At 29.2% G+C, this 13,174-nt stretch carries 11 protein-coding genes; 2 read left to right on the top strand and 9 right to left on the bottom strand.

Annotated features, from left to right (window positions below):
- Nucleotides 1-2: 2 nt before the first annotated feature.
- Nucleotides 3-1,514 (bottom strand): UbiD family decarboxylase, encoded by a 1,512-nt coding sequence (locus tag CRV11_RS00055; RefSeq protein WP_136131312.1) that lies wholly within the window; start codon nucleotides 1,512-1,514, stop codon nucleotides 3-5.
- A gap of 410 nt (nucleotides 1,515-1,924) precedes the next feature.
- Between CRV11_RS00055 and CRV11_RS00050 the strand changes: the two genes are divergently transcribed.
- The gene (locus CRV11_RS00050; RefSeq protein WP_136131311.1) at nucleotides 1,925-2,842 is read left to right on the top strand and encodes a RepB family plasmid replication initiator protein; all 918 of its coding nucleotides are present in this window, start codon (nucleotides 1,925-1,927) and stop codon (nucleotides 2,840-2,842) included.
- Nucleotides 2,843-3,050: 208 nt separating this feature from the next.
- A complete protein-coding gene (locus CRV11_RS00045) occupies nucleotides 3,051-4,277 on the top strand; it encodes a cupin domain-containing protein (protein ID WP_136131310.1) in 1,227 nt (408 codons plus the stop codon).
- Between the two features lie 341 nt (nucleotides 4,278-4,618).
- On the opposite strand, the gene thiD is transcribed toward CRV11_RS00045, so the two are convergent.
- The 8 genes from thiD to CRV11_RS00005 all read right to left on the bottom strand — a co-directional run bounded on the left by thiD (nucleotide 4,619) and on the right by CRV11_RS00005 (nucleotide 12,664).
- On the bottom strand, nucleotides 4,619-5,428 hold the full coding sequence (thiD, locus tag CRV11_RS00040) for a bifunctional hydroxymethylpyrimidine kinase/phosphomethylpyrimidine kinase (protein ID WP_136131309.1): 810 nt from the start codon (nucleotides 5,426-5,428) through the stop codon (nucleotides 4,619-4,621).
- 91 nt (nucleotides 5,429-5,519) lie between these two features.
- Nucleotides 5,520-6,659 carry a 2-iminoacetate synthase ThiH gene (thiH, locus tag CRV11_RS00035; protein ID WP_136131308.1) on the bottom strand — a complete coding sequence of 380 codons (1,140 nt, stop codon included), beginning with the start codon at nucleotides 6,657-6,659 and terminating at the stop codon, nucleotides 5,520-5,522.
- Nucleotides 6,659-7,441, bottom strand: a complete 783-nt coding sequence (locus CRV11_RS00030; protein WP_136131307.1) for a thiazole synthase — start codon at nucleotides 7,439-7,441, stop codon at nucleotides 6,659-6,661. Before CRV11_RS00030 ends, thiH begins: the two co-directional genes overlap by 1 nt.
- Nucleotides 7,442-7,444: 3 nt before the next feature.
- A complete protein-coding gene (gene thiS, locus CRV11_RS00025; protein ID WP_136131306.1) occupies nucleotides 7,445-7,645 on the bottom strand; it encodes a sulfur carrier protein ThiS in 201 nt (66 codons plus the stop codon).
- A gap of 33 nt (nucleotides 7,646-7,678) precedes the next feature.
- Nucleotides 7,679-8,437 carry a HesA/MoeB/ThiF family protein gene (locus CRV11_RS00020; RefSeq protein WP_136131305.1) on the bottom strand — a complete coding sequence of 253 codons (759 nt, stop codon included), beginning with the start codon at nucleotides 8,435-8,437 and terminating at the stop codon, nucleotides 7,679-7,681.
- A 34-nt stretch (nucleotides 8,438-8,471) separates the two neighbouring features.
- Nucleotides 8,472-9,125, bottom strand: coding sequence for a thiamine phosphate synthase (thiE, locus tag CRV11_RS00015; RefSeq protein ID WP_136131304.1), 654 nt, complete (start codon nucleotides 9,123-9,125; stop codon nucleotides 8,472-8,474).
- Between the two features lie 5 nt (nucleotides 9,126-9,130).
- Nucleotides 9,131-10,948 (bottom strand): phosphomethylpyrimidine synthase ThiC, encoded by a 1,818-nt coding sequence (thiC, locus tag CRV11_RS00010; protein ID WP_136131303.1) that lies wholly within the window; start codon nucleotides 10,946-10,948, stop codon nucleotides 9,131-9,133.
- Nucleotides 10,949-11,389: 441 nt separating this feature from the next.
- Nucleotides 11,390-12,664 (bottom strand): Glu/Leu/Phe/Val family dehydrogenase, encoded by a 1,275-nt coding sequence (locus tag CRV11_RS00005; RefSeq protein WP_136131302.1) that lies wholly within the window; start codon nucleotides 12,662-12,664, stop codon nucleotides 11,390-11,392.
- Between the last annotated feature and the right edge of the window lie 510 nt (nucleotides 12,665-13,174).

The raw sequence follows: 13,174 nt of genomic DNA, 5'->3' as shown, positions 1-13,174 counted from the left end.
TATTATTTTTTTAACCATGGACTAGGATTGATTTTTTTAAAATTAGTTCTGATAAAATTATTCTTTAAATTATATGGAACAGTGCAATCAAAAATTGTTTTTGTAGTAATTCCTTTTTTAAGATATTTTTGATTGTACTGATAATTTTGAGATGGGTCTAAAATATGTCCTGTAATACCAGGTATAGATATTGTATCTATTTCACTTAAATATCTTGTTTGCATAGCCCATAGAACGTCATTTGTATCAAATAAATCAACATCTTCGTCTATTAAAAATATGTTTTTTAATTCGCGATAAACAGATAATGCTACTAAGGCTGCTTGACGTGTCAAGCCATCATCATATTTATTTCTTTTATTGACTTGTAATATTGCAAGTAGTTTCCCTCCTCCTGCGCTATGTGCATAAACATTTTTTACTAATCCAGGTATTGCTTCTTCACATCTTAAATAAATACTAGCTTCTGTAGGAATACCTACTAAATTTACATGTTCTTCACCAGGACCAATGATTGTTTGTAGTATAGGGTTTTTGCGTGTTGTTATTGCTTTAACTTTAATCATTGGTAATGCTGGATTAGCAATGCCAGTATATCCAAGAAATTCTGGCATTGCTAATCCAGTTTTTAATTTTTTGTTTTCTGGTATTCTTACGTTAGGAAGAATTTCCCCTTCAATAACAATTTCTGCTTTTGCTATCGCTTTTTGTTTTATTGAAATACAATTTACCAATTCCACTGGCTTTTTACGTAATCCTCCTGCAATACTTAATTCGTTAAAACCAAAAGGAGCAGTTGGGGCTTCAAATTCTGCTCCAATATATATGGCTGGGTCTAGTCCTATATTAATTGATACAGCAAGTGATTTTCCCAGAAGTTCAGCTTTTTTGCGGAAAGTATCAATATGTCTGCCAGGTGCAAAGAAAATAGATAGTTCATTTTTGCTTTGCATACATAATCTGTGGATACTAACATTTGTATTCTTAGGGTTTTGATACTCGTTACTTAAGACTAAACCTAAACATAAATAAGGACCAGCATCATTAATGGTATTTGTTATTGTAGGCAAAATTTTTCTTATGTCGAAAAATTTTTGTTTAGCGTTATATATTATTTCTTGACACTTAGCTTTATTGTTTTTTATTACTACAGGTGGAATTATATTTTTCCTGGCATTTGCCATGTATATTCCTAGTTTCTTATATGGGATATTTAGTATTTTTCCAACTCTTTGTCTACTAGCCATTAAGCCTACTAAAATTCGCGATTTTGGAAATCTTTTTATATTGTTGAATATCATTGCTGGTCCTATTTTTGTTGGTCTCATTACTGTCCCTCCAGCTCCTATATGACGATAAACTCCTGCTAAATCCTCTTTAGGATCTATTGGAAAATTAGTTTCTATATATTGTAAAGAATCATTTTTTATGATTTTAAGTGAAGAACGTAAATCATTAATAATTGTTGTTTGGTGCTTTGGATGATGATTAATGTTATTTTGTGATTTTTTCATTTATATTTTGTTCTAATTTAACTAGTTTTTGATTTTAATAACTATAATAGTTATTAATTTATAATTTGTAAAAATTATTTAAACAGACATGTTGTTATATTTTAATATATTTAGTATCCTTGTTTTTCTATTATATTGATTTTATTGTATTTTATTTTTTTATATTAAATATTTTGTAAAGTTATCCACTTATGCACCGAGTGTGATCCTAATATAGATCCTAATAGATCCTTAATAGATCCTAGGGATGCTGCAAGCTATATTATATAAGGGCTGTAAAGATGTTTGGATTCACTATAGTTAGTAAAACATTCACTATAGTTAGTAAAACATTCACTATAATAAGTAAAAACATTCACTATAGTTGATATTTATAATGTTGTTTTTTCACTAAAAGATGAATTGAAGTTATGAAAGATAAAAATAATGAAAATAAGGCATTATTAAGATCTTTTCTATCAGTTAATAAAAATAGCGGTGAAGTAGTACAATTATACCCTAATAAAAATAATACCGTGCAACCAGCTGCTTTAATGAGATTAGGATTGTTTGTTCCAACATTAAAATCTACGGCTAGGGGAAAAACAGGATCTGTTGCTTTTACAGACGCTACAAAGGAATTAAAAAACTTATCATTAGTTAAAGCAGAAGGTTATCAAAAAATTATTATTACAGGTGCCAGATTAGATATGGATAATGACTTTAAAACATGGGCAGGAATAATTCAGTCTTTTTCTCGTTATCCTGTTAAAGAAAACACTGTAAGCTTATCTTTTATAAATTTTGTAAAAATGTGTGGCATTCCCTCTGCGAATTCTTCATCTGTGTTACGTAAACGTTTAGACGCCTCCCTCCGTCGTATTGCAACTAATACTCTGTCGTTTGAAGGCAATGGGAAAATATATCATACCCATCTTGTTCAGTCAGCTTATTATAATAGAGCAAAAGATATAGTACATATTCAAGCTGATCCGAAATTATTTGAGCTTTATAGCTTTGATCATAAAGTATTATTACATCTACGTGCTATTTCTCGTTTAAAAAGGAAAGAATCTGCTCAAGCTCTTTATACTTTTTTAGAGAGCTTACCTACTAATCCCATCCCTATTTCTCTTCTTAGGTTACGTATGCGTTTAAATTTATCTTCTAAAATTACTACTCAAAATTATGTTGTAAGACGAGCTATGAAACAATTAAAAAAGATAGGCTATCTAGACTATTCTGAAGTAAAACGAGGTCGATCTGTTTTTTTTATAATTCACGAAAGAATACCAAAATTAGATAAAATTCATTATCTTGAAAGTATGGATTCAATTATTGATGATTAAATATCCACTATATTCAGGATGTAAAAAAAGTAAAATTTTAATTGAATAAATATTATTGATGTTTATTTAATATTATATAAAAATAATATTTGATTATTTATTTTATAAGTATATTCCAGTTAGAATGAACCTATTTATCTTAAAATGGACACAATACAAAAAAATATTGATATTATTCCTATAATAAAAATAATAAGGAATGTAATTTATGAGTAAATTTTCTCGAAGAAATTTTATGAAGTTTGCATTAAGTAGTACTTTAGCGTTAGCTGCTACTAAAGCAAAATCGGATAATATGAGCATTAAAAATTATATAGAACATTATAGACAAAAATATAAAAGCGATCCAGGTCCTAAAGATTTTATAAGAGAACAAGAAAATCCGAATATAACAAACCCACCTAATACAGATAATGGTACTTTGCCAAATCTTCGTTATTCTTTCAGTGATGCACATATTAGAAAGTACAGCGGAGGTTGGACAAGACAGATTACCCAACGAGAATTAGGCATAGCAGCTACTATAGCTGGAGTTAATATGCGTCTTAATTACGGTGGTATAAGAGAATTACATTGGCATAAAGAAAGTGAATGGGCATACATGATATATGGCAATGCACGTGTAACAGCATTAGATAATGAAGGTAATTGGTTCATCGACGATGTTGAAGTTGGAGACCTTTGGTATTTTCCTCCAGGCATACCGCATTCGATTCAAGGGATAGGATCAGATGGTTGTGAATTCATCTTAGCATTTGATAGCGGTCTCTTTGATGAAGAAAGCACTTTCTTACTGTCAGATTGGTTCAAGCACATTCCTAGTGAAATTTTAGCAAAAAACTTTAATGTTTCAGCTTCAACGTTTAACAAATTACCATCACCTAATGATAGGTATATTTTTTCCGGAAATGTAAACGGTAATTTATCTTCAAATTTTATTAATAAATCAACAAAATCAAACAATATATTCACTTATAAAATGCTATCACAAAAACCTATTATAGCTTCTGCTGGGAAGGTAAGAATTGTAGATTCATCAATTTTTTTAATATCTAAAACTATTTCAGCGGCATTAATAGAAATAGAACCAGGTGGTATAAGGGAACTACATTGGCATCCCAATAATGATGAATGGCAGTATTATATAGAAGGTGTGGGACGTATGGGAGTATTTGCTTCTTCAGGTCACTCTAGAACTTTTGACTATAGAGCTGGAGATGTTGGGTATGTTCCTTTCGCCATGGGGCATTATATTGAAAATACAGGAGAAAGCACCATGAAGTTTTTAGAATTATTTAACAGCAATTATTATGCTGACATTTCTTTAAATCAATGGTTAGCTAATACTCCTAATTCACTACTTAAACAACACTTAAATTTTAATAAAAATTTTATAAATTCTTTATCTGTAAAAAAGAATCCTATTGTTAAATAATCAATTACAAAATTATTTTTCATATTAATTAAAATTTCTTCTACGAACAAGTATCAATTAATTCAATTAAAATTAAAAAACACATTTATATGGATTTATCCTAGTTTATCATATTACATTGCAGAAAGGGGCCTTTTTGCAATGTTATGTAAAAATAAACATTATAAAAATGTTTATTTTCAATAATTTTGATAACATATGAAATTTGTTTTATAACAATAATTCATATAAAACAACCACCAAAATTTATTTTAAATAATATACTATATTAGTAGTATTTTTATTATACATTATGGCAATAAGGTTTTCTATTTAAATGTTTATTAATATTTTTTTCAATTTCACCACCATTGATAAAAATGGTGCACAGGGCCGTTACCTTTACCTATTGATAATTTGTTCCCGTACATTAATGCCTTATGCAGCCATATTTTGGCGAATTTACATGCTTGAAACAAATCTTTACATTGAGGTATCTTTGCTGCTATTGCTGCTGATAAAGCACATCCAGTTCCGTGCGTATTTTTTGTGTTAATTCTACTACTATTGATTTTAATTACTTTATCGGGGGATATAAACCAGTCAGGACTTGATTTTCCTGGAAAATGACCTCCTTTCATTATTACTGCTTTACAACCTAATAATAATAATTCTTTGCCCTGACTAATAATTTGTTGTTCATTTTTTGCTAATGTAGTATTTAATAATAAAGCTGCTTCATTGAGGTTTGGAGTAATAATTGATACAACAGGTAAAAGTTTGTTTTTTATTGTTTTAATTGTATTATTAGTTAGAAACTTATATCCACTACTACTTGTTATAACAGTATCTAAAATTATCCAAGGTACTTGATATTTATAAATGTTTTTTATTATTACTTTAATAATGCTTGTTTTACTTAACAAACCAATTTTAATACTATGAATTTGTATATCACTGAATATTGATTCTAATTGTTCAGCAACAAACGATGAAGTTACTGGATATATCGATTGTATCCCACATGTATTTTGTGCTGTTAATGCAGTAATAACCGTAGTTCCATATACTCCTAAAGCTGAGAAGGTTTTTAAATCGGCTTGAATCCCTGCTCCGCTGCCAGGATCAGTTCCAGCAATGCTTAATACGTTATATATCTTTGTTTGTTTCATAAAAAACACCCTATTTAGATATAAATGTTTGCTTAATATCCAAATATTATTAATTATTAAAATTAATTGATTATAATATTTTATTGTTTTTTTATTTGATATTAATATCCCTTCCTAGATAAATATCCCAATCTTTCCATATTGGTTGTAATCCTGATTCTAGTAATACCTGATACATTTCTTGAGGAGAACGATCATCAGAAATAGTAAATTGTTCTAGTTCCTTTTTATCACTAGTATAACCGCCAGGATTTGTTTTGGAACCAGCACTAATATTATTAACTACAATAGGGGTTACGTGATCTCTAAAATTAGGAGATTCTCTAGTAGAAAGAGAAATCTCTATCTCTGGCATAAACAAACGAAATGCACACATAACTTGCAATAGATCAATATCATCCATGTTATTACAAGAATATAATAAATTATTTCCTATGCAAGGACGTAATCGAGGAAAGGATATTGAGTAATCACTTTTCCAATATACATTACGTAAATACAAAAGATGTTGAGCAGCCATATAACAATCTACTCGCCAATTATTAGATAATCCGATTAGGATACCTAATCCAATCTTACTTATTCCAGCTCTTGCTAATCTTTCAGGAGTTTCCAATCTCCAAAAAAAATCTCTTTTTTTACCTCGTAAATGATTATTTTTGTAACTAATAACATCATATGTTTCCTGATATACCAATACTCCATCCAATCCAATATTTTTTAATTCTACATATTCTTCTTGTGACATAGGCTGAACTTCCATTAATAATAAACTACAATATTTTCTTATTAATGGTAAATATCTTCGAAAATATTCTATCCCAACTTTTTTAGTATGTTCTCCTGTCACTAATAATAAATGACTAATACCTTTATTACGTATTGCTTCACATTCTCTAATAATTTCTTTTTTATTAAGTATTTTTCTTTTAATGCGGTTGCTAACTGAAAAACCACAATATGTACATTCGTTTGAACATACATTAGAAAGATAGAGAGGCAAATAAAAATTTACGACATTCCCAAATCTTTTACGCGTTAATTGTTTAGCTTTATTTGCTAAAAGTTCAATATGATTTTTAGCAGCAGGAGATAATAAAGCACTCATTTCTTGTAAATTAATTTTTTTTGATTTAAGCGCTATTTTTACGTCTTGTTCATTTTGACTATTGATGTGATAATCCAAATTATGCCAGTGAATTTTATTCCAATGATTAGCAAAACTTTCCATTATTTTTTCTTTGTTGTTTTATCAAATAAAAATTCAGTTAATGGGCTAGTAGAATTAGCTTTATGATCTATCACACCCAATCCTCCTTTTTGAGCCAATTCTCCTGTTAGAACTGCTAATTTAAATGCTTTTGCCATAGTAATAGGATCTTTTGCAGTAGCAATAGCAGTATTTATCATTACCGCGTCAGCTCCTATTTCTAATGCTTCTACAGCTTGACTAGGAGTACCAATACCAGCATCAATTATTACAGGAACTTTTGTTTGTTCAATAATGATTTGCAAAAACTCTTTGGTTTGTAATCCTTGATTCGATCCAATTGGCGATCCCAGGGGCATGACAGCAGAACAACCTGCTTCTACTAATCTTCTACATAACAAAGGATCAGCTGTGCAATAAGGTAGAACTACAAAACCTTCTTTTACTAAATTGTTAGCTGCCTTCAAAGTTTCTATAGGATCAGGAAGCAAATATTGTATATCTGGATGGATCTCTAATTTTATCCAACAAGTGTTTAATGCTTCTTTAGCTAAACGAGCAGCAAAAATTGCTTCTTCAGCTGTTTTAGCACCAGAGGTATTAGGTAATAATCGCAGACCTGTTTTATTAAGAGCTTTTAAAAAATAATCATCATTATTATTTAACTTCAATCTGCGCATTGCCAATGTAACTAATTCACTGCCAGATGCATAAATAGACTTTAGCATTAATTCATTATTAGAGAATTTTCCTGTACCAATAAATAATCTTGATTGAAAATTAGTATCATGTATGGAAAACACCTTTTAACCTCCTGCTATAGCTTGAAATACAACTATTTCGTCGTTATTTTTTATTTTATATTGTGACCATTGATTAATGGTAATAATTTTGTTATTAACAGCTATTGCAATTCCATCAATATTACCACATTGCTTCAAAATTAGTTCATTTAAATCAATTGGTTCTAATATTTCTAATACGTCATCATTAAAGTTAATTTGCATTTGATTCGTTCCTATAATGATTGAAATAATATTTTATGCGCAAACAGGACAGAGTGGATTTTTACTTAACTGTAAATTTTTCCAAGTCAAATATTTTCCATTAAACAACCATAATGTTCCTTGATTACTACTCATAGGTGTTGTTATATTACATAGAAATTTAATAGCTTCAAGTGCTTGCAAGGTCCCCATTAAACCTACTACAGGACCTAATATTCCAAAAGAAGAACAATTTTTATCATCAATTGTTTTTTTATTCAAATCCGGAAATAAACAAGAATAGCAACCGTTTTCCCAAGGAGGTAAAATTCTTATAATTTGACCATCAAAACCAGTTGCGCTAGCACTAATAAGTGGCTTATTATGACGTACACATGCTGAGTTTATATTATATCTAGTGATCATATTATCACTACAATCTAATACTAGATTTACATCTTTTACGTATTTATCTAAATAAGAATTATTTATTTTATCTTTTAGAGAAATATAGCACCCGTCAGGATTAAGATTAACTAATTTCTTTTGTGCTAAATTTACTTTTAATTTTCCAATTTCATTAGTATTGTATAGTATTTGTCTTTGCAAATTAGTTATATTTAGTTTATCATTATCTGCAATTATTAACTTACCTATTCCAGCAGCTGCAAGATAAAGAACAGCTGGAGAACCTAAACCTCCTAAACCTACTACAAGAACTGTAGAACAACTTAATAAAGTTTGTCCATTTAAACCTATTTCATCTAATAATAGTTGTCTGCTGTAACGTAAAAAAGAATTATTATCAAGCATTTATTTTATCCTTGAATATAATTAAAACCATAATTTATTTAATCATATGTTTCTGTTCCCATTTTGTAATAGTTTCTAATAATTTAATTGTAGCTATATGCCAATCTTGTGCATTTATTATAGCACTTATTAAAGATATACCTCCTACACCACAATCTAAAACCTTTTCTATATTATTTAAATTGATACCTCCTATAGCTACAGTAGAAATATTATTTAATTTTTGGGTATAGTGAGATAATTTTGTTAAACCTTGAGGATTTGATGACATTTTTTTTGTGTTGGTGGGGAATATATGTCCTAAACTGATATAAGAAGGCTGCCAAGATAAAGCTTTTGATAACTCTATTTCAGAATGTGTTGATAATCCTAGTTTTAATCCTGCTTTTGATATTTTATCAGGATCTGCGTTATACATATCTTCTTGTCCTAAATGAACTCCGTAAGCTTTATACTTAATAGCTAGTTTCCAATAGTCATTAATAAATAATCTGATATTATAATGGTTTCCTAATTCTACTGCTGACATAATTGTTTTATGTAAATGTTCTTCTGCCGAGTTTTTAATGCGTAATTGTATTGTAGTAATACCTAAATCTAATAAACGTTGCAACCATATTAAAGAATCAACTATTGGATAAAGACCTAATCTATGTGGAACTAGCGCAAATTTTTTATTAATATGCATGTTATTTATTCTTCATTTATTTGGTTTATATTATTTTTCTTCATACAGTGACGAATTTCTTGAGATATTCTCATTGAACAAAATTTAGGTCCACACATAGAGCAGAAATCAACTAATTCATTATATTTGTTATTGGAAGTTTCGTTGTGATATGATCTAGCAGTAAAAGGGTCAATTGCTAAATTTAATTGATCTTCCCATCTAAATTCAAAACGAGCTTTTGATAGTGCATTATCTCTCATTTGTGCAGTTGGATGTCCTTTAGCTAAATCAGCGGCATGTGCAGCAATTTTGTACATTATTATACCTTGTTTAACATCTTCTTTGTTTGGTAGCCCAAGGTGTTCTTTGGGTGTTACATAACATAACATCGCACAACCAAACCATCCTATAAGTGCCGCTCCTATGCCTGAAGTAAAATGATCGAATCCTGGAGCTATGTCAGTAGTTATAGGTCCTAATGTGTAAAATGGTGCACCATGACAGTGTTTGATTTGCTCATCCATATTATGTTTAATCAGGTGCATTGGTATATGTCCAGGACCTTCAATCATAACTTGTACATCATTTTTCCAAGCTATTTTAGTCAAATTTCCTAAAGTATATAATTCTTCAAATTGTGCTTGATCATTTGCATCTTGTATGGATCCTGGTCTTAATCCATCACCTAGTGATATTGATATATCATAGCGAGAACAAATATCGCAAATTTCATGGAAATGCTCATATAAGAAATTTTCTTTATTATTAGCTAAACACCATTTAGCAATAATTGCCCCTCCACGTGAAACTATACCAGTTAGTCTATTATATGTCATTGGAATATGATGTGATAAAATTCCGGCGTGAATAGTGAAATAGTCTACACCTTGTTCTGCTTGCTCTATTATTGTTTCTTTAAAAATTGACCAAGTAAGTTGTTCAGGTTTTCCTTTAGTTTTTTCTAATGCTTGGTAAATAGGTACTGTCCCAATTGGAACAGGGCTATTACGTATTATCCATTCTCGACTTTCATGTATGTATCTGCCAGTAGAAAGATCCATGACCGTATCTGCTCCCCATTTTATAGCCCATATTAATTTTTCTACTTCCTCTTCTATTGATGAACTAAGAGCAGAATTACCTATATTAGCATTAACTTTTACAAGAAAATTTTGTCCAATGATCATTGGTTCTAATTCTGGATGATTAATATTAGCTGGAACGATAGCTCTGCCAGCCAGTATTTCCTGTCTAACAAATTCAGCTGTAATTTTTGGAGGGCTTTTTATGTTTTTATCTTTATTAATTGTTTCTTCTATGAATTGACGTCCCATATTTTCACGTATTGATATAAACTCCATTTCTGGGGTTATTATTCCAGCGCGAGCATACTGCATTTGCGTAACTTTTTTTCCATCTTTAGCTTTAATGGGTGTATGTAAAACATTAAAACATATTTTTTTTGATTGAGAATTGAGATAACATTGATTATTTTGATCAATTGTATATTTGTATACTGTATCATTCCTATTTTTTATCCAATTTTTTCTAAATCTTTTTATCCCATTATTAATATTGATATTTAATGTAGAATCCCCATATGGTCCTGATGTATCATATATCAGTATTGGTTCATTGTTTTTACGTGTTTGATTTTTGTTTTTGTCTATTATAGTAGGACTCTGGGAAATTTGTCTCATAGGAACTTGTATATCAGCAGTCTTACCTTGTAAATATATTTTTTTTGAATTAGGAAAATTATTATCTTTTATGTTGTTTATAAAAGATTTGGCTTGTTTTCGGTTATAGTGACGTGATTTTGACTTGATTGATGATATCATATTAATTTCTCTATGTGAAAAAATCCAATTTCAATTATTGTAAATAAACAAACTAACATTACGAATGTGTATATTATATTAATTTAAAATTTGATAGTTAATATATTAAACTTTGATAATTAATATATTTTAGTCTATTTATTATTGTCATTATATTAAATTTAATTTTCTGTATTCACTGTAAATGGGGTCTTTGTTAAGAATTTTGATTGAGATTATTTTTGTTTATTTAATATTTTAATTTCTATAGATAAGATGTTTATTGGGATAATAATTTTTATTTGAATGAATTTTAAAAAAATAAAATATGAATATTTTTAGAAAAAAATTTATCATTAATTACGTTAATAACAGGTTTATTATTATTTGAAGATCATATCAAATTGTTAATTAAATCATTTAATATAATTTAACACCGCTGATAAAACAGCAGTGTTAGTTTTACCCAGGATAAATGCCTCTATCTTTACGTGCCATTAAAATACGCTCACATGCTACAATATAAGCTGCTGTACGTAGAGAACATTTTTTTTCTTTAGATTTTTTCCAAACGTGACTCATAGCATCTATCATTATTTTATCTGAACGTTTGTTTATTTCGTCTTCACTCCAAAAAAAACTAGCCATATCTTGAACCCACTCAAAATAACTTACTGTAACACCTCCTGCATTACATATAACATCTGGGACTACTGTAATACCCCTAGTTGCTAAAACATCATCAGCATCTGGATAAGTGGGTCCATTAGCCCCTTCTAAAACTAATTTACAACTTATAATTTCAGCACGTTCTTTAGTTATTTGTCCTTCTAATGCAGCCGGTATTAAAATATCCATTTGGGTCTCCCAAAATGCTTCTTTATCAATAGGATCTGCTTCAGGAAAACCAAGAATATTTTTATTTTTATTTTGCCATTTTACTAACTCTGATATGTTAATGCCCTTATTATTATACAAAGTTGCAGTATGATCTTGAATGACCACTACTTTCCCTCCAGCTGTTTCAAATAGACGGGCAACTTCACTTCCTACATTTCCAAATCCTTGTATTGCAATTCTTGCATTTTTAATATTGATATTTTCTCGGCTTGCTACTTCACATCCAGTGATAAATACTCCTCTTCCTGTTGCTTTTTCTCTACCTAAAGATCCCCCTAGATGTATCGGTTTTCCTGTAACAACTCCTGTAACTGTATTTCCTAGGTTCATAGAGTAAGTATCCATAATCCAAGCCATTACTTTGCTGTTAGTACCTACATCTGGTGCAGGTATATCTTTTTGAGGTCCTATAATTATTCCTATTTCACTAGTGTAACGACGAGTTAATCGTTCTAGTTCACCTTCTGATAGTTTAAATGGATCAACTCTAATACCCCCTTTGGCACCACCATAAGGTAGATTTACAGCTGCACATTTTATTGTCATCCATGCTGATAGGGCCATAACTTCATTTAAGTCTACTCTAGGATGGTACCTAATACCTCCTTTTCCAGGTCCTCTAGAAAGGTTATGTTGAACTCGATAACCTTCAAAATGGCGTATGGTTCCGTTATCCATTTGTAAAGGAATATCAACGATTAATGTACGTTTAGGATGTCTTAATGTATCAATCCAACGTGAAAGATTACCTAAATATGACGTAACGCGATCAATTTGTTGTAAATAAGTTGACCAAGCTGATGTACGTCCTTCAGACGTATAAGATAACTTATCCATAGAAAAACCTTTATTAATAAATTTATTTACTGTGACATATTCTAGATGAGAATTATATTTAGATATGCTATTTAACGTCTATATCTTACTGAGATCCTGATTAATGAATTTATTATTTTATAATGCTTGGTATTATGTTATTGATTTTTTTTTAAATCAATGTGTTTTATTTATATATTCCAATAGCTTTTTATTATTAATATTATTTAGATACATTTATATATTATATATTAAATTGTATTTGCGTATGATTTTTATTTTTTTAAATACTAAATTTGGAGTGAAATTTTTTATTAATGCATTTTATGATATATTTCCAATGATTCATATTGTTGTGGAATTTATCATAATATGTTTTTTGATATTTATAATAATAATATTTATATTATTTTTTTAACCATGGACTAGGATTGATTTTTTTAAAATTAGTTCTGATAAAATTATTCTTTAAATTATATGGAACAGTGCAATCAAAAATTGTTTTTGTAGTAATTCCTTTTTTAAGATATT

This window comes from Candidatus Pantoea edessiphila, from assembly GCF_002933335.1.
Lineage (GTDB): Bacteria > Pseudomonadota > Gammaproteobacteria > Enterobacterales > Enterobacteriaceae > Pantoea_C.
The sequence above is the reverse complement of the archived record's forward strand: the minus strand, read 5'-3'. Positions and strand labels throughout refer to the sequence as shown.

Coding starts and splice junctions, on each gene's coding strand:
- CRV11_RS00055 (WP_136131312.1), bottom strand. CDS start 1,514: ATGAAAAAATCACAAAATAACATTAATCATCATCCAAAGCACCAAACA.
- CRV11_RS00050 (WP_136131311.1), top strand. CDS start 1,925: ATGAAAGATAAAAATAATGAAAATAAGGCATTATTAAGATCTTTTCTA.
- CRV11_RS00045 (WP_136131310.1), top strand. CDS start 3,051: ATGAGTAAATTTTCTCGAAGAAATTTTATGAAGTTTGCATTAAGTAGT.
- thiD (WP_136131309.1), bottom strand. CDS start 5,428: ATGAAACAAACAAAGATATATAACGTATTAAGCATTGCTGGAACTGAT.
- thiH (WP_136131308.1), bottom strand. CDS start 6,659: ATGGAAAGTTTTGCTAATCATTGGAATAAAATTCACTGGCATAATTTG.
- thiS (WP_136131306.1), bottom strand. CDS start 7,645: ATGCAAATTAACTTTAATGATGACGTATTAGAAATATTAGAACCAATT.
- CRV11_RS00020 (WP_136131305.1), bottom strand. CDS start 8,437: ATGCTTGATAATAATTCTTTTTTACGTTACAGCAGACAACTATTATTA.
- thiE (WP_136131304.1), bottom strand. CDS start 9,125: ATGCATATTAATAAAAAATTTGCGCTAGTTCCACATAGATTAGGTCTT.
- thiC (WP_136131303.1), bottom strand. CDS start 10,948: ATGATATCATCAATCAAGTCAAAATCACGTCACTATAACCGAAAACAA.
- CRV11_RS00005 (WP_136131302.1), bottom strand. CDS start 12,664: ATGGATAAGTTATCTTATACGTCTGAAGGACGTACATCAGCTTGGTCA.